Raw genomic sequence first — 18,682 nt, forward strand, 5'->3', positions numbered from 1 at the left:
CCGCGCTACATTTGCGGGCTCGTCCCTTCGGCACACTCTCATGCTGCTGCGCATCGCCGTGCTGGTTGGCCTGTCGAGTCCACTGTGGGCACTCGCGGCGCCGCCGGAGTTGCCGCCAGCCAACCCGCTGCGTGGGTCCTCCACTGCAGGGCCGGCAGCACCGGCAATGGCGCCGTTGCCGATCGACCCACCACCCCCTGCCACCACGCCCTTGTTACCGGCCGACGCTGCAGCGCCATCGGCTGCCAAAGGCGGAGCGGAGGCCGCACTGGCGCCGCCAGCCGGCACGCTGGTGCCACGCACGTTCCGCAGCCTGGACAGCGACGCCGACGGTTCATTGACCGTGGCCGAAGCCGGCGCCGACCCGGTCCTGCGCGAGAATTTTGCCGGCTTCGACAGCAACGGCGATGGGCGCCTGTCGCGCGACGAATTCGCCAGCTACCAGCCCGGTCCGGGCGATGCCGCAGGGGATTGACCGCAGCAGCGCTCCAGTGCGCTGCTAAACTGGCGCGATGACCTCTTTTGCACAGCGCGACGGCCACGCGATCCAACTGGTCGGCTTCGACGGCGACGATACCCTCTGGAAAAGCGAGGACTATTACCGCACTGCCGAAGCGGATTTCGAAGCGATTCTGGCCGCTTATCTGGATCTGGGCGACAGCCGCATGCAGCAGCATCTGCTGGCGGTGGAGCGGCGCAATCTCAAGGTGTTCGGCTACGGCGCCAAGGGCATGACGCTGTCGATGATCGAGACGGCGATCGAACTGACGCAGGCGCGCATCGCCGCACGCGACATCCAGCGCATCGTCGAGATCGGCCGCGCCACGCTGCAGCACCCGGTGGAGGTAATTGCCGGCGTGCGCGAGGCGGTCAGCGCGATTGCCGCCGACTATGCGGTAGTGCTGGTCACCAAGGGCGACCTGTTCCATCAGGAGCAGAAGATCGAGCAGTCCGGTCTGGCCGATCTGTTTCCCCGCGTGGAGGTGGTGTCTGAAAAGGATCCCCAGACCTATGCGCGCGTGCTGGGCGAGTTCGACCTGCCGGCGCAGCGTTTTGTGATGATCGGCAATTCCTTGCGCTCGGACGTGGAGCCGGTGCTGGCCATCGGCGGCTGGGGGATCTACACCCCGTACGCGGTGACCTGGGCGCACGAGCAGGAGCATGGCGTGGCCGCCGACGAGCCGCGTATGCGCGAAGTGCCCGACGCCGCCGGCTGGCCGGCGGCAGTGCATGCGCTGGATGCATTGGCCCGGCAGCACGCGCTAAGCTGACATCTGTCGCGGCCAGCGCCGCGACCTGGATCTGCAGATGCAACCGGGCGGCGCAGGCACTGCGGTCGGCCTGACAGCGACGCGGGCATGCGGCATCATCGGCACATGTCTTCACTGCCGACCTCGCCGTTGCGATTCCTGCTGCTGAGCGCGCTGTTGCTGCCGACGCTGGCGGTTGCGCAGACGCCGCCTGCGCCAGCATCCGCGCCCACCGCCGCGGTACCGGCTGCTACGCCGACAGTGACGCCGGGCACCGGCGATGCCTGGGTGGACCAGCATCTGGCCGACATGGGCAGCTACGCGCAGCGCTACCCGGACAGTTTCATCGGCGAAGTTGCGCGTTACACCGGTACCCCGCGCGGCTATGTGCAGGCGCTGCTGCAGGTGCATGGGTGGCACGCCGGCGACATCTATTTCGCCTGTTTCTGGGCGCAGACGTTGCAGTTGTCCTGCCGCGACACCGTGCGCGCCTACAGCCGTGACCATCATGACGGCTGGGAAGGTGTGGTTATGCGGCTGTCGGTCGCGCCGGAGACCGTGCATATGCGCGCGCTGCGGCACGCCATCGTCGCCAGTTACGACCGCTGGGAACGCCCGATCACCCTGGACGCGCTGCTGCGCCGCCAGCTCGGTGATCACGCGCAACGGCTGGAAGCCGCGCGCCGGGCCAGCGAGGCGGCCGAGGCGGCGGCGCAAGCAGGGCTTTAGCGCGGCTGGCAAAAAAACTGCGTAGCCGCCAGGCGGGCGCGGCCGGCGTATGGATCGACATGGGCCATACCGTACGCTGTGGTTTTGCACGTGCTGTCCGCACCCAACGGACGACTGCTCGCTACGTTTTGCTGGCCATTTCGGTGCGTTTTTATGCTGGTTGGAAACCTGCGCAGCGGCAGGGCGTGCCGTGACCAAGCGGCTGCGCGGCTGTCTGCGCGGCAACGCGCTTGCCGGCCATGCTGCCGTGCAGCTGGTCGCCGCAGGGCGCGGTCGGCGAGAATGCCGCAACGCCGGCGTTGACCGGCCCTGCCAAGACCAGCCCATGCGCGATACCGTGTTTGTCTCCCCCGATCACATCCGCAGCCTGTTCGCGCAGGCGATGTCGGACATGTATCGCGCCGAGGTGCCGTTGTACGGCGACCTGATGACGCTGGTGGCGCAGGTCAACGCCGACACCCTGGGCGCCGATCCTGCCCTGGCCGCGCGCCTGCAGCGCAACGACGAGCGCGCGCGGCTGGATCTGGAACGGCATGGTGCCATCCGGGTCGGCACGGCGCAGGAACTGGCCACGCTGCGCCGGCTGTTTGCGGTGATGGGCATGCATCCGGTGGGGTATTACGATTTGTCGGTGGCCGGCGTGCCGGTGCATTCCACCGCGTTCCGCCCGATCGACGAGGCGGCGCTGTCGGCCAATCCGTTCCGCGTGTTCACCTCGTTGCTGCGGCTGGAATTGATCGAGGACACCGCGCTGCGTGCGCAGGCGGCGCAGATCCTGGAGCAGCGGCAGATCTTCACCGCCGCTGCGCTGGAGCTGATCGCGCAGCACGAGCGTCACGGCGGGCTGGAAGCGGCGCAGGCGCAGCAGTTCGTGGCCGAGGCGCTGGAAACCTTCCGCTGGCATGGCGATGCCATCGTGTCGCTGCCAACCTACCGCGCGTTGAGCGAAGCGCACAAGCTGATCGCCGACGTGGTGAGTTTCCACGGCCCGCATATCAATCACCTGACGCCGCGCACGCTGGATATCGATGCGGCGCAGGCGCAGATGCAGCGCGCCGGTATCGATGCCAAGGCGGTGATCGAGGGGCCGCCGCGTCGGCGTGTGCCGATCCTGCTGCGCCAGACCAGCTTCAAGGCCCTGGAGGAGCCGGTGCGCTTTGTCGGCGACAGCGGGCAGGCCGAGCACGGCACGCATACCGCGCGCTTCGGTGAGATCGAACAGCGCGGGCTCGCGCTCACGCCCAAGGGCCGCGCGCTGTACGACGCGCTATTGGCGCAGGCACGCGATAGCGATGGCGCGGGCAGCACCGGCACCGATTACGCCACGCGGCTGCAGACCGCGTTCGTGGCGTTTCCCGACGACGAAGCCGTGCTGCGTCAGGAAGGCCTGGGCTACTTCCGCTATGCGCTGACCGAGGCCGGACGTGCCGACCCCGCGCAGGTGGCGGCAATGCCGGCAGAAACCGCGATTGCGCTCGGTCTGCTCAGTGCCGATCCGATCGTCTACGAAGATTTCCTGCCGGTGAGCGCGGCCGGCATCTTCCAGTCCAATCTCGGTGGCGCCGAACAACGCGCCTACGCCGCCCATTCGAGCAAGCGCAGTTTCGAACAGGCGCTGGGCGCGCAGGTACACGATGAGTGCGCGTTGTACGCACAGCTGGAACGGGCGTCGCTGCAGGCGTTGCTGGTGTAGCGGTCCCGCCGCGACGCGTGCGTGTGCAGGCCTGCGATCTTCCGGCTTTGTCGCGCCTGACGTGTCGTGATCGCGCAGTGCACATTGCAAGAATGTGCGCCGCTGTGATTCGGATGGCGCACTCTCTACGTCAGTCCAGGAAAGCAGACGAGATTCCGCTCAGTAACGGCGTCTGGATGCGGTCAGGCGGTGGGCTCAGGCCAAAAGCTCAGTGAGTCGAGGGCGCGGTGCCCTCACCGCTTGCGGGACACGCCGCAAGTACGTCCCTGTAGGCTCGGTGGCGGCATCCATGCCGCCACACGGTCCCGCAACCGGCAAGGACACCGCACCAGAAAGTCGGTCGATTGCCGCTTGAAAAGCCGCGTGTGCTCGATGTGCATCTGGCATTGAGCCGGCGCATCATTATCGAACGAGATAGTTTTCGAACAACGTGCATCGTGCATTGCTCGCACCATGCACACGACCATCTCGATAGGTCCTTGCCTGCCCACCGTCGCGGGACCTTGAGCGTACAAGGACGTACTTGCGGCGTGTCCTGCGATGGTGGGCGGGCAAGGGCCCCGCAGCCAACCCACAGATCAGCCGCTCTAAGACTGATCCATCAGCACTGCCCAATCACACCAAGACATCCAAGAATCGACTCTTGGCATCGTTCAAGTTCAGTCAACGCCGAGCACGTCGAGGGCATCGCACCTGCCAACGTGGTCGTGTCCTGATGGGAACCAGAAAGCCTGCGACATCCATCTGGCGGCGAGCTTAGTAAAAAATAGCCCGATCTGTTACCCAAAAAAAGACCGCACGCGTCTGGCGGAGTGCGGTCTTTTGACCAGGCTCAGTGCGCCGAGGCTGCCGGGCGCCGCGCCGCCGCGCGCTCGGCCCGACGTGCCCGTGCGCGTGCGCGGCGCGCCTTCCAGCGCTCGCTCAGGCAGGAGAAGATCACGTACAGCGCCGGGGTGCTGAGCAGGGTCAGGCTCTGCGAAAAGATCAGCCCGCCGATCATTGCGATGCCCAGCGGGCGGCGCAGTTCGGAGCCTTCGCCCAGGCCCACCGCCAGCGGTACTGCGGCCAGGATCGCCACCATCGTGGTCATCATGATCGGGCGGAAGCGCACGATCGAAGCCTCGCGCGCGGCCGCGCGCGCATTCATGCCGTGCACGCGCTGCGCCACCAGCGCGAAGTCGATCATCATGATCGCGTTCTTCTTGACGATGCCGATCAGCAGCACCAGCGCGATCATCGAGATCACCGACAACTCGGTGTTGGTGAGGAACAACGCCAGCAGCGCGCCGACGCCGGCGGCCGGCAGCGTGGACAGGATGGTCACCGGATGGATCAGGCTCTCGTAGAGCATGCCCAGCACGATGTAGACGGTGAGCACTGCGGCCAGCAGCAACACGCCCATCGAGTTGGGGCTGAGTTGCACGTTGAAGCTGTCGTCGCCGCTGAGGCGGATGCCGTCGGGCATCCGCAAGCCCTCCACGGTGGACTTGATGATCAGATCCGCCTCGCCGGTGCTCACGCCCGGTGCGAGGTTGTAGCTCAGATCCATCGTGGTGTACTGATTTTCGTGGATGATCTGCGGCGGTGCCAGCCCGGGCACCTGGGTGGCGACTGAGGTGATCGGGACCATCAGGCCGGCGCGGTTGGGCACGAAGATCTGGTCCAGCGCCTTGGGCGTTGCCGTCTGCGAGGGCAGTGCATTGACCACCACGCTGTACTGATTGAGATCCGAATAGATGGTGGAAATGGAGCGCTGGCCGAACGCACCATACAGCGCGCCGTCGATGGCACCGACCGAAATGCCCAGGCGCGCCGCCTTGGCGCGGTCGATCACGATGTTCTGGCGCAGGCCCGACGTATCCACGTCGGTGCCGACATCGCGCAGGCGTGGATTCTTCTTCAACGCGGCCTGCAGTTTGGGCAACCATTCCTGCAGCTGCGCCAGATCGTTGCCCTGCAGCGAAACGCGGTATTGCGCACCCTGACTGGTGCCGCCACCGCCGTCGCTGGGCAAATCCTGGATCGCGCGCAGGCGCAGATCCAGATCCGGGTAGCGGTCGGCCTTGGCGCTCAGGCGTGCGACCACTTGCGCAGTGGTATCGCGGCGGCCTTCGTCGCGCTTCTTCAATTCGATGTTGAACGAGGCGCTGGAGCCCTGCCGGCCGGAGCCCAGCCGCGCGCCGACGGTCTTCACCGCCGGGTCGGCCATCAGCATGTCGGCGATGCGGCGCTGGCGGCTGACCATGTCGGCAAACGACACCGTGGCGCTGGAATTGGCACGGCCCCAGATCAGGCCGGTGTCCTGCGCGGGAAAGGAGCCCTTCTTGACCGCGCTGCCGAGAAAAACGGTTGCGGCGATCAGCAGCAGCGGTGTCAGCGACAGCAGCAAGGCGTGCCGCAGCGCGAAATCCAGCGCCACCGTGTACACCGCCAGCATGCGCTCGTGCATGCGGTCCAGCCAGGCGCCGAAACGACCGGGCTTTTCCGGCTCGGTATGCGCCGACAGAAAGCGGCTGCACAACGCCGGCGTCAAGGTCAGCGACACCAGCATCGACACCACGATCGCCGCCACCAACGTTACCGTGAACTCGCGGAAGAACGCGCCGACCATGCCGCTGGCGAACAGCATCGGAATGAACACCGCCACCAGCGACGCAGTGATCGACACGATGGTGAAACCGATCTCGCGCGCACCGGCCAGTGCGGCGTCCAGACGCGGCATGCCTTCGTCGAGATGCCGCATGATGTTTTCGATCACCACGATCGCATCGTCGACCACAAATCCAATGGCGATCACCAGCGCCAGCAGGCTGAGGTTGTTCAAGGTGAAGCCGAGCACGTACATCACCAGCGCCGAGCCGGCCAGCGACAGCGGCACGGTCACCGCCGCGATCAGCGTCGGCGCCAGTCGGCGCAGGAACAGCGCCATGGTCAGGACCACCATCGCCAGGCTGATCATCAGCGTGGCCTGCACCTCGTGCAGCGAGGCGCGGATGGTGGGCGTGCGGTCGAAGTAGGGCGTCAGCGTGGTGCCGGGCTGCAGGTAGCCGCGCAGTTCGGGAATCTGCGCCTTCACCTGGTCCACGGTCTCGACGATGTTGGCGCCGGCGCGGGTGAAGGCATACATCACCACCGCCGGTTTGCCGTCGAACCAGGCCGCCTGATACGCATCCTGCTGGCCGTCGTAGACGGTGGCCACATCGCTCAGCCGCACGATGCGCCCGTTGGACTGGGTGGAGATGGCCAGCTGCGCGAAATCGGCGGCCTTTGCCACCGAATCGTTGGCGACGATGGCCATGGTGGTGCTGCCGTCGGACAGGAAGCCGGTCGGCGAGGTCACGTTGGCCGCGCGCACCGCATTGCGCAGATCGTCCGGGGTCAGCCCCAGCGCATTGAGCGCGCGCAGATCCACGTCCACGCGCACCGCCGGCGTGGACGCACCGGCGATGTCCACCGAACTGATGCCGGTGATCTGGCGCAGTCGTTGCGCCAGTAGCGAATCGGCCACGTTGTAAAGTTCATCGGCCGACTGCGTGTCCGAAGTGAGCGCGATGGCGATGACCGGATCGTCGTTCGGATTGGCCTTCTGGTACATCGGCGTGCCCAGGCCGGAGGGCAGATCCGATTGCGAGGCGTTGATGGCGGTCTGCACGTCCTGCGCGGCCGAATCGATGTCGCGATTGCTCTGAAACACCATGAACACCATGCTGCTGCTCTCCGAACTGGAGGAGCGCATGCGGTCGATGCCGGGCAACTGGCCCAGATGCCGTTCCAGTGGCGCGGTGACGGTAGAGGCCATGGTGCTGGCATCGGCGCCGGACTGCGTGGCGTGCACGAAGATCACCGGGATCTGGATGTTCGGCAAGGCCGCTACGCCCAGGCGCAGGTAACACATCACGCCAATCACGAACAAACCGATCGCCAGCAACGAAGTGCCGATCGGGCGTTTGATGAAAGGGGCGGAGATGTTCATGGCGTGACCGCCGGGAATCGGGAATCGGGAGTCGGGATTCGGCCAAAGCCAAAGCCAAAGCCAAAGCCAAAGCAGATGCCGCCCGTGCAGGCGCGCCGGCGATGCCGCGGGCCGGCAGACCGATTGGCGATACCGCCACCGGTCGTCATGCCGGGCGCTCCGACGTGGCGGCCGGGGTCACGCCGTCGCGGCGGGCGGCACGCCGCGCGCGCCAGGCACGCAAGCGCTCGCCGGCACGTTCCATGTACAGGTAGATCACCGGCGTGGTGTACAGCGTCACCAGCTGCGACAGCAGCAGGCCGCCGACGATGGCAATGCCCAGCGGACGCCGCAGTTCCGAGCCGATGCCGGTGCCCAGCGCCAGCGGCAGCGCGCCCAGCATCGCCGCGGCGGTGGTCATCATGATCGGGCGGAAGCGCAGCAGGCAGGCACGCCGGATCGCGTCGTGCGCGTTGGCGCCTTCGCGGCGTGCGTCGATGGCGAAGTCGATCATCATGATCGCGTTCTTCTTGACGATGCCGATCAGCAGCACGATGCCGACGATGCCGTCCACCGACAGGCTCAACCCGCACATCATCAGTGCCAGCAGCGCACCGACGCCGGCCGGCGGCAGCGTGGAGATGATCGTCAGCGGGTGGATGTAGCTCTCGTAGAGCACGCCCAGCACGATGTAGATCACCACGATCGAGGCCAGCAGCAGCCACACGATATCGGTCTGGCTGCCGGTGAATTCGGCCGCCTTGCCGACGAACGCCGCATGCACCTGGGTCGGGATCTTCAACTCCTGGCGCGCTTGTTCGATCGCCTCCACCGCCTGCGACAGCGAGTGGCCCGGCGCCAGATTGAACGAGATCGTGACCGCCGGCAGCTGTTGCTGGTGGCTCACCACCAGCGGCGTGTTGGTGACCTTGGCCTCGGCCAGTGCGGCCAGCGGAATGATGCTGCCGGCGCCGACCACGATGCCGGTGTTCTGCGCGCCCACACCGGTGGCGGTGGAGGAGTTGGACGAGGTCAGCTGACCGAAGCTGGTGGCATTGGTGCCGGTCAGCGCGCCGCTGCCGTTGCTGGCCACGGCCAGCTGATTCATCAATGCGGTGCTGCTGCGGAACTCCGGCGCCACTTCCAGCACCACCCGGTACTGATTGAGCTCGGTGAAGATGGTGGAGATCTGGCGTTGGCCGAAGGAATCGTACAGCGTGTCGTCGATGGTCTGCATCGGCACGCCGAGCATGCTCGCCTTGTCGCGGTCGATGGTCAGTTCCAGCGCACGGCCCTGGTTGGCCAGGTTATTGTCCACGTCGGCCAGCTCGGGCAGCTTGCGCATCGCCTCGGTCATGCGCCCGGCCCAGCTGGCCAGCTCGCTGCTGTCCACGTCCGACATCGAATACTGGTATTCGGTGGCGGCCACGCGGGTGTCCAGGGTGACGTCCTGCACCGGCTTGAGGAACAGCGCCACGCCGGGAATGCCGGCCACGGCTTTCTGCAGGCGCGGCAACACCTCATCCAGGCTGTCGCGATCGCCGCGCGTCTTCAGTACGATCGACAGCTGGCCCTGGTTGATGGTGGGGTTCATGGTGCCGGCGCCGATGAAGGCGGCCACGCCGGTCACCGCCGGGTCTTTCTGCAGGGCAGCGGCCACCGCCTGGGTACGCTGCTCCATCTGCGGGAACGCCACGTTCTGGTCGGCCTGCACCACGCCGGTGATCAGGCCGGTGTCCTGCTCGGGCAGCAAGCCCTTGGGGATCGCCAGATACAGCGCCACGGTCAGCGCCACCGCGCCGATCGCTACCGCCAGGGTCAGCGGTTGGTGCGCCAGCACCCAGTCCAGGCTGCGCTCGTAAGTGCCCACGGTACGCGTCCACAGGTTGGTCCTGCCGGCGGCGGCGGCACGTTCGTGCGCGTCCTCGCCTTCGGGCAGGGCGTCGGGCTTGAGCAGGTAGGCGCACATCATCGGCGTCAGCGTCAGCGACACCAGCATCGAGATCACCACCGCAATCGACAGCACCCACGCGAACTCGTGGAACAGGCGCCCGGTCACACCCGGCATCAGCAGCAGCGGCAGGAACACCGCCACCAGCGACACGGTCAGCGACAACACCGTGAAGCCGATCTGCTTGGCACCGATCTCGGCGGCTTCCGGCCCGCTCTTGCCCTGTTCGATGTAGCGCACGATGTTTTCGATCATCACGATCGCATCGTCGACCACGAATCCGGTCGCCACCACCAGCGCCATCAGCGACAGGTTGTCCAGCGACATGCCGGCAAACGCCATCACCCCGAAGGTGCCGGCCAGCGACAGCGGCACCGCCACCGAGGGAATGATGGTGGCCCACAACCGGCGCAGGAACACGAAGATCACCGCCACCACCAGCGCGATGGTCAGCACGAGGGTGAACTTGACCTCGTGCACCGAGGCGCGGATGGTTTCGGTACGGTCGGAGAACACCTCCAGGTGCACGTCGGCCGGCAGCACCGATTGCAGCTGCGGCAGGATGCTGCGGATCTGCTCCACCGTCTGCACGATGTTGGCGCCGGGCTGGCGGCGGATTTCCAGCAGCACCGCCGGCTTGCCGTCGGCCCAGGCGGCAAGCTGGTCGTTCTCCACCCCGTCGACCACGTTGGCCACATCGGCCAGCCGCACCGGGCGGCCGTTGCTGTAGCTGATGATGGTCTCGCGGTATTGCGCCGCATCGGTGAGCTGGTCGTTGGTGCCGATACTGTAGGACTGGGTCTTGCCGTTGAGCGAGCCCTTCGGCGCGCTGACATTGGTCTGGGTCAGCGCGCTGCGCAGCGATTCCATGGTCAGGCCCATGTTCGACAGCTGCGCCGGGTTGACCTGGATGCGCACCGCCGGGCGCACGTTGCCGGCGATCGACACCAGCCCCACGCCCGGCACCTGCGACAGGCGCTGGGCCAGGATCGCATCGGCGTAGCGGTTGACCTCGCGCAGCGGCAGCGAGTCGGAGGTGAGCTTGAGGGTCAGGATCGCCGCGTCGGCCGGATTGACCCGGTTGTAGACCGGCTGGTACGGCAGCGACGAGGGCAGGGTGGCCTGGCGGATCGCCGCCTGCACGTCCTGCGAGGCGATGTCGATGTCGCGGTCCATCGAGAACTGCAGCACGATCGTGGACAGGCCCGCCGACGAATCGGAGGTCATCATCTGCAGCCCGGAGATCTGCCCGAACTGGCGCTCCAGCGGCGTGGTCACCAGCGAGGCCATGGTGGTCGCGTTGGCGCCGGGATACTGGGTGGTGACGACCAGACTGGGCGCGTCGATTTCCGGCAGCGCCGAGACCGGCAATTGCCGGTAGCCCAGGATGCCCAGCAGCAGGATGCCCGCCATCAACAACGAGGTGGCGATGGGACGGCGGATGAAGATGGTCGAAAAGCCCACGGGGGGTGTCCTTGCTGAAGACGTCAATCGATGCCGACGCGTGCAGCGCCGATGCACACCGGCGACGGAAGTCCCGTCGCCGGTGCTCGCGAGTTAGCGCGGACCACCGCCGCCGCGTCCGCCGCCGGCGCCGCTACGGCTCTTGTCCTGGGCGGCCTTGAGTTCGGCCTCGGTCGGCTCCGGCGGAGTTTCGCCGGGCTTGAGCGCGCTGACCTTGCTGCCCGGCTTGAGCCGGAACTGGCCTTCGGTCACCACGCGCTCGCCCGGCTTGAGCCCCTTGGTGATCTGCACATGGCTGTCGTCCACCTCCACGCCCTGCACCACGGTGCGCATCTGCGCGGTGTTGTCGCTGCCGACCACGTAGACGTAATCGCCGTCCGGGCCGCGCTGCACGGCCTGGGTCGGCACCACGGTGCCGTCGGAGATGGTGCGCAACTGCAGGCGCACGTTGACGAACTGGCCCGGCCACAGCGCGTTGTCGGCATTGGCGAAGATCGCACGCGCACCGAAGGTGCCGCTGTCGGCGGCGATGCGGTTGTCGATCACGTCCAGCTTGCCGTCGCCGCTGATCACGTGCGCGTCGCCGCGGTCCAGCGCCGCCACGTCCAGCGGGGTGGCGGCCTGGCCGCTGCGCACCGCCTGCAGCTCGCGCTCGGGCAGGTTGAAGGACACGTAGATCGGGCGGATCTGGGTCAGGGTGACGATGGTGGAGCTGGCGCTGACGATATTGCCCACATCCACGCCGCGGATACCGGCGATGCCGTCGATCGGCGCGGTCACGCGGGTGAACTGCAACTGCACCTGCGCCGAGCGCATCTGCGCATCGTTGGCCGATACCGCCGCCTCGTACTGCGCCACCTGGTTACGCTGGGTATCCAGGTCTGTGCGCGAGACGTACTGCTTGTAAGCCGGGTCGTTGGAGCGCTGGTAGTTCACCCGCGAGGTCGCCAGCAGCGCCTGGTTCTGACGCTTGGCCGCCCGCGCCTGGTCGTAGCTGGCCTGCAGGGTGCGCGGGTCGATCTGCGCCAGCAGCTCGCCCTTCTTCACCTCCTGGCCTTCCTTGAAGTTGAGGCTCATCAGCTGGCCGCCGACCTGCGGGCTGACCGTGACCGTATTGAGCGCGGTCACCGTGCCCAGTGCGCTGGCGTAGACCGGCACATCCTGGGTAGTGGCGGCCACGACCGTGACCGGCACCGGGCCGCTGTTCTCGGTGCCATTGCCGTCCGGCGCATCCGCCCGCTTGCCGTGATTGCCGCCGCCGAACATCCGCATTGCGACGAACACCACGACGAGCACCGCTACGACCAGCAGTGTGATCTTCCAAAAACGCGACATGCGACAACTCCTGAGGGCGGGCCGGGCGCTGGTGCGACCGTGGGGCGGCTGTGCGAAGCATATCGTTGCGATCAGGCAATTGAGCGTTACTGAAGTAACGGCCCGTCAGACGAAACGACCGCAGCGTTCACAGATGCAGTGCAGCGGCAACGCGTCAGGGCCGATGCGGTTGACCGCAGGACTGAATCGAGCCCCACTGCTGCCCACCGGGCGTGCACCTGCACTACATTAAGCAACCATCTTCAGAGGATTGCCGATGCGCCACTCCCGTCTGCTGACCAGCGCGTTGCTGCTTGCCCTGCCTACCCTGGCCGCCGCTCAGGCCGCGCCCCGGCCCGACGTCCAGGCCGCCGCCGCGCCGTTGCAGAGCAAGCTGGTGCAGTGGCGCCGCGACTTCCATCAGCATCCGGAACTGTCCAACCGCGAGGAGCGCACCGCCGCCGCCGTGGCCGCGCAGCTGCGCAAGCTCGGCCTCAAGCCACGCACCGGCATCGCCCATCACGGCGTGGTGGCCATCATCAAGGGCGGCAAGCCGGGTCCGAAGATCGCCTTGCGTGCGGACATGGATGCACTGCCGGTCAAGGAGCAGACCGGCCTGCCGTTCGCCTCCAAGGCCACCGCCGAGTACCGCGGCGAGCAGGTCGGGGTGATGCACGCCTGCGGCCACGACGCCCACACCGCCATCCTGCTCGGGGTGGCCGAAGCGCTGGTCGGCATGCGCGAGCAGCTGCCCGGCGAAGTGATGCTGATCTTCCAGCCCTCCGAAGAAGGCGCGCCGGGCAACGAAGAGGGCGGCGCGTCGCTGATGCTCAAGGAAGGCCTGTTCGCCGACTTCACCCCGCAGGCGGTGTTCGGCCTGCATGTGTTCTCCAGCGTGCAGGCCGGCAAGATCGCGGTGCGCAGCGGCCCGCTGATGGCGGCCTCGGACCGGTTCGCGATCAAGATGATCGGCCGCCAGACGCATGGCTCGGCGCCGTGGAACGGCATCGACCCGATCGTGGCCAGCGCCGACATGATCGGTGCCGCGCAGACCGTGGTCAGCCGCCGCGCCAACCTGTCCAAGCAGCCGGCGGTGCTGAGCTTCGGCGCGATCAAGGGCGGCATCCGCTACAACATCATCCCCGACGACGTGGACATGGTCGGCACCATCCGCACCTTCGACGAAGGCATGCGCCAGCAGATCTTCGCCGATCTCAAGACGGTGGCCGAGCACACCGCCGCCGCCCACGGGGCCAAGGTCGAGGCGCAGGTGCCGGACCAGCCCGGCAACCCGGCCACCGTCAACGACCCGGCACTGACTGCCAGGATGCTGCCCAGCCTGCAGGCCGTGGTCGGCGCCGACAATGTCTATGAGCCGCCGTTGCAGATGGGCGCGGAAGATTTCTCCTTCTACGCCCAGCAGGTGCCGTCGATGTTCTTCTTCGTCGGCTCCACCGCCAAGGGCATCGACCCTGCGACCGCGCCCAGTAACCATTCGCCGCAGTTCCTGCTCGACGAATCGTCGCTGGATGTGGGCTTGCGCGCGCTGTTGCAGGTGTCGCTGGATTACCTGCATCAGGGCGAGGCTGGCTGAATCGGGAATCGGGAATCGGGAATCGGGAATGGGGAATGGGGAATGGGGAATGGGGAATCGTGTGCGGTTGCTCGGTTCCCGCGGAGTGTTGGTGATTGCGTGGGGCGGCGGGCCGCTTGATGGCCCGTTAGCTTTTGTCGCCAGTTCGCTCCCGCGTCCGCCATATACCTCACGGCCAGCCCGCCCGGCCTAAAATGGCGCGATGAATACCCCAGAAGATTCCACCCTCGGTCGTGAGGTCGCCTATCCCAGCGGCTACGATCCGTCGCTGCTGTTTCCGATTCCGCGCGCGGCCGGGCGCGAGGCGATCGGCCTGAGCGGAGCCTTGCCCTTCATCGGCCGCGACCGCTGGCATGCCTACGAGCTGAGCTGGCTGGATGCACAGGGCAAGCCGTGCGTGGCCACCGCCACCTTGCACGTGCCCAGCGATTCGCCGTCGCTGATCGAATCCAAGTCGCTCAAGCTGTATCTCAATTCGCTCAATGCCACCCGCTTCAATAGCGCCGAAGCGGTGCGTACGCGCGTTGCCACCGACCTGTCCACGCGCGCCGGTGCCGATGTGGCCGTGGAATTCGGTCTGCCGCCGATCGATGCGGTGGGCGAGGGCGAATCGATCGACGCGCTGGATGTCAGCATCGACGACTACGGCCCGCCCAATGCTGCGTATCTGTCGGTACACGCGCAACCGGTCGTGGAAGAAGTGCTGACCTCGGCCTTGCTCAAGTCCAATTGCCCGGTCACCGGTCAGCCGGATTGGGCCAGCGTCACGCTGCACTACCGTGGCGCGCCGATCGACCGCGAAGGCCTGCTGCGCTATGTGGTGAGTTTCCGCGACCACGCCGAGTTTCACGAGCAATGCGTGGAGCGCATTTTCAATGACGTGCTGCTCCGTTGCGCGCCCGAGTGGTTGGTGGTGGAAGCGCGGTATACCCGCCGTGGCGGGCTGGACATCAACCCCTTGCGCAGCTCGCCCAGCGTGCCGGCACCGCTGTCGATCTTCCGCGACCTGCGCCAGTAAGCGCGCCCCTTCAAGGATCGCGCCAGCTTCACGGTGGCGCGATCCACGCTTAACAGCACACCGCGCACCCTTCAGGCATCGTGATGCACAGGGATTGCGGCAATGAATAGCGACAAGAAAGCAGATTTCTCCAACGTGACGTCTTCGGTCGACAGCACCGCAGACGTCGCGCCAGCGGCGGATTTTTCCAACGTGCGTACCAGCGTGCAAAGCACCGCGCAACTGGTCGGCGAATCGGTCACCGTGCAGGCGGGCGACAGTCTTTCCAGCATCGCCAAGCGCCATTACGGCGACGGCAATCTGTGGCCGCGTATTTTCGAGGCCAACCGCGAAACGCTCAAGGATCCGGACAAGATCTTTCCCGGTCAGGTCCTGCAGTTGCCGCCGAAGTCATAGGCGCATCGCTCACCTGGCATTTCTCGAATCCACTTTTCAAAGCCCACTTTCATTTTGATCTCCGGAGATTGATCCATGCGTACCAAATCCGTTTCCAGCACCCTCGCCATTGCGCTGGTCGGCGTGCTCGCTTTGTCGGGCTGCAGCAAGAAGGCCGACGACGACAGCGTGTCCAAGGACCCGACCTCCGGCGCTGCCACTGAAGCGATGCCGGGCCCAGCCGCGACACCGCCGGCAAGCGACCAGGCCGCCCAGAGCACTGCGACCGGCGCCGCCAGCACCGACAGCGCCGCGACGGCTGGATCGGCAGTTACGGTTTCCAGCGTGGTGGTCGGCACCCAGGCCGCTGCGGACAAGAGCGTGACGCCGTCGGCCAACATCGGAAACAAGAACACCATCATCGTGTCGATCAAGACCGATGGCAGCGCCAACAACGTGCCGGTGTCGGCCAAGATGACCTATCAGGACGGCCAGGTTGCCGGTGAGCAGACCGCCACGCTCAACACCACCGGAGCAGAGACCACCAATCTGAGCTTCAGCAAGCCCGATGGCTGGCCGGCCGGCACCTATACCGTGCAGGCGATGGTGGACGGCAAGCCAGCCGGTACGCCGCAGACCATTACGGTGAAGTAAGCGCGCCGACAGGCAGGCATCTCGCACATCGCTGGCAGCCGACGGCCCGCAAGGCAATTCTTGCGGCTGTCTGATGATGGCCAGGAGATGTCGCGCAGTATGCTTGACTCGCTACATGACGCAGCAGGGCGCGATCGCAAGGTCGCGCCCTTTTGCGTGTATGGCGTGTTCGTTACAGCTGCATCCATTGTATTGGCCGGGTGGCGGGACGGAGCATCCGCCTGTGGTCGCTTTACCCGGGCGCGGCTCAGACGCGACAATGCCATGCTGATCCATTGCCGCGTTCCATGCGCAGGCCGATCGGCGTGCCAGCAGCGACCCCCGTCGCGCACGCCAACGCCGGTGCCGTGAACACCGGCGCTCCTTCCGACCACACGAGCCATCGCACCTTATGTCGAAGACACCGAAGATCATCTACACGCTCACCGACGAAGCACCGTATCTGGCCACGCAGTCGCTGCTGCCGATCATCGATGCCTACACCGATACCGCCGGTATCGTGGTCGAAACCCGCGATATCTCGCTGGCCGGCCGCATCCTGTCGCTGTTTCCCGAATACCTGACCGACGCGCAGAAGATCGCCGACGACCTCGGTGAGCTGGGCGAGCTGGCCACCACGCCGGAAGCCAACATCATCAAGCTGCCCAACATCAGCGCCTCGGTGCCGCAGCTCAAGGCCGCGATCGCCGAACTGCAGGGCCAGGGCCATGCGCTGCCGGCGTATCCGGATACGCCCAAGGACGATGCCGAAAAGGACATCAAGGCGCGCTACGACAAGGTCAAGGGCAGCGCGGTCAATCCGGTGCTGCGCGAAGGCAACTCCGATCGCCGCGCGCCGCTGTCGGTGAAGAACTACGCACGCAAGCATGCGCACCGCATGGGCAAGTGGAGCAGCGATTCCAAGTCGCACGTGGCCCACATGGACGAAGGCGACTTCTTCGGCAGCGAGAAATCCACCACCGTGGCGGCCGCTGGCGCGTTGAAGATCGAATTCGTCGGCAACGACGGCAGCAGCAGCGTGTTGAAGGACAAGGTCGCGGTCAAGGCCGGCGAAATCGTCGATGCCGCGGTGCTGAGCAAGCGCGCGCTGGCCAGCTTCATCGACACGCAGATCGCCGATGCCAAGGCCAAGGATGTGCTGTTCTCGGTGCATCTGAAAGCCACCATGATGAAGGTCTCCGACCCGGTGCTGTTCGGTGTGGTGGTCGGCGAGTTCTACAAGGCCACGCTGAGCAAGCATGCCGATGCGCTTGCGTCGGTCGGCTTCGACCCCAACAACGGCATCGGCGACCTGTACGCACGCATCGCCACGCTGCCGGACGACCGGCAGGCGCAGATCAAGGCCGATATCCAGGCCGAATACGCGCAGCGTCCGGCCCTGGCCATGGTCAATTCGGACAAGGGCATTACCAACCTGCATGTGCCCAGCGACGTGATCGTCGACGCGTCGATGCCGGCGATGATTCGCGACTCCGGTCAGATGTGGAATGCCGAAGGCAAGCTGCAGGACACCAAGGCGGTGATCCCTGATCGCTGCTACGCCGATGTCTATCAGGCGGTGATCGACGACTGCAGGGCGCATGGCGCATTCGATCCGTCCACCATGGGCTCGGTGCCCAACGTCGGCCTGATGGCGCAGAAAGCCGAGGAATACGGCTCGCACGACAAGACCTTCCAGCTTGCCGCCGCCGGCACCGTCAAGGTTACCGACGATACCGGCGCCACCGTCTTCGAACATGCGGTGGAAGCCGGCGATCTGTGGCGCATGTGCCAGGTCAAGGACGCACCGATCCAGGACTGGGTCAAGCTGGCCGTGGAGCGCGCGCGCCTGAGCGACACGCCTGCGGTGTTCTGGCTGGACAAGGCGCGTGCGCACGATGCGCAGGTCATCGCCAAGGTCGATACCTATCTGAAGGATCACGACACCTCCGGCCTGGACATCCGCATCCTGCCGCCGGTGGAAGCCACCACCTTCTCGCTGGAGCGCATCCGCAAGGGCCAGGACACCATCTCGGTCACCGGCAACGTGCTGCGCGATTACCTCACCGACCTGTTCCCGATCCTGGAGCTGGGCACCAGCGCCAAGATGCTGTCGATCGTGCCGTTGATGGCCGGTGGCGGCCTGTTCGAAACCGGCGCCGGTGGCTCGGCGCCCAAGCATGTGCAGCAGTTCGTCGAGCAGAACAGCCTGCGCTGGGACTCGCTGGGCGAGTTCCTGGCGCTGGCCGCCTCGCTGGAGCATCTGGGCAACCGTTACGACAATCCGTCGGCCACGGTGCTGGCCAAGGCGCTGGACGTGGCCAACGGCCAGTTCCTGGACAACAACAAGTCGCCAGCGCGCAAGGTCGGTGAACTGGACAACCGCGGCAGCCACTTCTATCTGGCGATGTACTGGGCGCAGGCCCTGGCTGCGCAGACCGAGGACACCGCCCTGCAGGCCAAGTTCGCACCGTTGGCCAAGGCCCTGACCGAGAACGAAGCCGCCATCGTGGCCGAGCTCAACGGCGCCCAGGGCACGCCGGTGGAAATCGGCGGCTACTACCACCCCGATCTGGCGAAGGTCAGCGAAGCGATGCGCCCGAGCAAGACCTTCAACGACGTGCTGGCCACGCTGAAGGCCTGATCCAGCGCACCGCCTGGCGGTGCGTCCAGCAGGTGCGACAGGCAGGGCCCGCCTCGACGAGGGGC

12 protein-coding genes and 1 other RNA gene are annotated in these 18,682 nt (G+C 66.3%); 10 read left to right on the forward strand and 3 right to left on the reverse strand.

Features of this window, described 5'->3' with window-relative positions:
• The first annotated feature begins 40 nt into the window (after nucleotides 1-40).
• The 5 genes from XaplCFBP3123_RS18980 to hglS all read left to right on the forward strand — a co-directional run bounded on the left by XaplCFBP3123_RS18980 (nucleotide 41) and on the right by hglS (nucleotide 3,672).
• Nucleotides 41-475, forward strand: coding sequence for an EF-hand domain-containing protein (locus tag XaplCFBP3123_RS18980; RefSeq protein WP_104535446.1), 435 nt, complete (start codon nucleotides 41-43; stop codon nucleotides 473-475).
• 37 nt (nucleotides 476-512) lie between these two features.
• Nucleotides 513-1,271 carry an HAD family hydrolase gene (locus XaplCFBP3123_RS18985; RefSeq protein ID WP_104535447.1) on the forward strand — a complete coding sequence of 253 codons (759 nt, stop codon included), beginning with the start codon at nucleotides 513-515 and terminating at the stop codon, nucleotides 1,269-1,271.
• A gap of 87 nt (nucleotides 1,272-1,358) precedes the next feature.
• Complete coding sequence (locus tag XaplCFBP3123_RS18990; protein WP_104535448.1) at nucleotides 1,359-1,979, forward strand: hypothetical protein; 621 nt, start codon at nucleotides 1,359-1,361, stop codon at nucleotides 1,977-1,979.
• Nucleotides 1,980-2,038: 59 nt separating this feature from the next.
• Nucleotides 2,039-2,116: non-coding RNA, sX9 sRNA (locus tag XaplCFBP3123_RS18995), on the forward strand.
• A gap of 188 nt (nucleotides 2,117-2,304) precedes the next feature.
• Nucleotides 2,305-3,672, forward strand: a complete 1,368-nt coding sequence (gene hglS / locus XaplCFBP3123_RS19000; protein ID WP_104535449.1) for a 2-oxoadipate dioxygenase/decarboxylase HglS — start codon at nucleotides 2,305-2,307, stop codon at nucleotides 3,670-3,672.
• An 832-nt stretch (nucleotides 3,673-4,504) separates the two neighbouring features.
• On the opposite strand, the gene XaplCFBP3123_RS19005 is transcribed toward hglS, so the two are convergent.
• The 3 genes from XaplCFBP3123_RS19005 to XaplCFBP3123_RS19015 form a co-directional block, all read right to left on the reverse strand.
• Nucleotides 4,505-7,645 carry an efflux RND transporter permease subunit gene (locus tag XaplCFBP3123_RS19005; RefSeq protein ID WP_104535450.1) on the reverse strand — a complete coding sequence of 1,047 codons (3,141 nt, stop codon included), beginning with the start codon at nucleotides 7,643-7,645 and terminating at the stop codon, nucleotides 4,505-4,507.
• 145 nt (nucleotides 7,646-7,790) lie between these two features.
• Nucleotides 7,791-11,039 (reverse strand): efflux RND transporter permease subunit, encoded by a 3,249-nt coding sequence (locus tag XaplCFBP3123_RS19010; protein WP_172453384.1) that lies wholly within the window; start codon nucleotides 11,037-11,039, stop codon nucleotides 7,791-7,793.
• 93 nt (nucleotides 11,040-11,132) lie between these two features.
• Nucleotides 11,133-12,374 (reverse strand): efflux RND transporter periplasmic adaptor subunit, encoded by a 1,242-nt coding sequence (locus tag XaplCFBP3123_RS19015; RefSeq protein WP_104535452.1) that lies wholly within the window; start codon nucleotides 12,372-12,374, stop codon nucleotides 11,133-11,135.
• A 256-nt stretch (nucleotides 12,375-12,630) separates the two neighbouring features.
• On the opposite strand from XaplCFBP3123_RS19015, the gene XaplCFBP3123_RS19020 reads away from it, so the two are divergent.
• The 5 genes from XaplCFBP3123_RS19020 to XaplCFBP3123_RS19045 all read left to right on the forward strand — a co-directional run bounded on the left by XaplCFBP3123_RS19020 (nucleotide 12,631) and on the right by XaplCFBP3123_RS19045 (nucleotide 18,617).
• Nucleotides 12,631-13,947 (forward strand): M20 family metallopeptidase, encoded by a 1,317-nt coding sequence (locus XaplCFBP3123_RS19020; RefSeq protein ID WP_104535453.1) that lies wholly within the window; start codon nucleotides 12,631-12,633, stop codon nucleotides 13,945-13,947.
• Between the two features lie 202 nt (nucleotides 13,948-14,149).
• The gene (gene queF / locus XaplCFBP3123_RS19030; protein WP_104535454.1) at nucleotides 14,150-14,965 is read left to right on the forward strand and encodes an NADPH-dependent 7-cyano-7-deazaguanine reductase QueF; all 816 of its coding nucleotides are present in this window, start codon (nucleotides 14,150-14,152) and stop codon (nucleotides 14,963-14,965) included.
• Between the two features lie 102 nt (nucleotides 14,966-15,067).
• The gene (locus XaplCFBP3123_RS19035; RefSeq protein WP_104535455.1) at nucleotides 15,068-15,361 is read left to right on the forward strand and encodes a LysM peptidoglycan-binding domain-containing protein; all 294 of its coding nucleotides are present in this window, start codon (nucleotides 15,068-15,070) and stop codon (nucleotides 15,359-15,361) included.
• Nucleotides 15,362-15,436: 75 nt separating this feature from the next.
• Nucleotides 15,437-15,994 (forward strand): hypothetical protein, encoded by a 558-nt coding sequence (locus XaplCFBP3123_RS19040; protein ID WP_104535456.1) that lies wholly within the window; start codon nucleotides 15,437-15,439, stop codon nucleotides 15,992-15,994.
• 391 nt (nucleotides 15,995-16,385) lie between these two features.
• The gene (locus XaplCFBP3123_RS19045; protein ID WP_104535457.1) at nucleotides 16,386-18,617 is read left to right on the forward strand and encodes an NADP-dependent isocitrate dehydrogenase; all 2,232 of its coding nucleotides are present in this window, start codon (nucleotides 16,386-16,388) and stop codon (nucleotides 18,615-18,617) included.
• Nucleotides 18,618-18,682: the final 65 nt, after the last annotated feature.

The organism is Xanthomonas arboricola pv. populi, from assembly GCF_002939945.1.
Taxonomy (GTDB): domain Bacteria; phylum Pseudomonadota; class Gammaproteobacteria; order Xanthomonadales; family Xanthomonadaceae; genus Xanthomonas; species Xanthomonas arboricola_A.

What these genes read in the sequence shown, in the direction of transcription:
- XaplCFBP3123_RS18980 (WP_104535446.1), top strand. Translation starts at nt 41, where the DNA reads ATGCTGCTGCGCATCGCCGTGCTGGTTGGCCTGTCGAGTCCACTGTGG.
- XaplCFBP3123_RS18985 (WP_104535447.1), top strand. Translation starts at nt 513, where the DNA reads ATGACCTCTTTTGCACAGCGCGACGGCCACGCGATCCAACTGGTCGGC.
- XaplCFBP3123_RS18990 (WP_104535448.1), top strand. Translation starts at nt 1,359, where the DNA reads ATGCGGCATCATCGGCACATGTCTTCACTGCCGACCTCGCCGTTGCGA.
- hglS (WP_104535449.1), top strand. Translation starts at nt 2,305, where the DNA reads ATGCGCGATACCGTGTTTGTCTCCCCCGATCACATCCGCAGCCTGTTC.
- XaplCFBP3123_RS19005 (WP_104535450.1), bottom strand. Translation starts at nt 7,645, where the DNA reads ATGAACATCTCCGCCCCTTTCATCAAACGCCCGATCGGCACTTCGTTG.
- XaplCFBP3123_RS19015 (WP_104535452.1), bottom strand. Translation starts at nt 12,374, where the DNA reads ATGTCGCGTTTTTGGAAGATCACACTGCTGGTCGTAGCGGTGCTCGTC.
- XaplCFBP3123_RS19020 (WP_104535453.1), top strand. Translation starts at nt 12,631, where the DNA reads ATGCGCCACTCCCGTCTGCTGACCAGCGCGTTGCTGCTTGCCCTGCCT.
- queF (WP_104535454.1), top strand. Translation starts at nt 14,150, where the DNA reads ATGAATACCCCAGAAGATTCCACCCTCGGTCGTGAGGTCGCCTATCCC.
- XaplCFBP3123_RS19035 (WP_104535455.1), top strand. Translation starts at nt 15,068, where the DNA reads ATGAATAGCGACAAGAAAGCAGATTTCTCCAACGTGACGTCTTCGGTC.
- XaplCFBP3123_RS19040 (WP_104535456.1), top strand. Translation starts at nt 15,437, where the DNA reads ATGCGTACCAAATCCGTTTCCAGCACCCTCGCCATTGCGCTGGTCGGC.
- XaplCFBP3123_RS19045 (WP_104535457.1), top strand. Translation starts at nt 16,386, where the DNA reads ATGTCGAAGACACCGAAGATCATCTACACGCTCACCGACGAAGCACCG.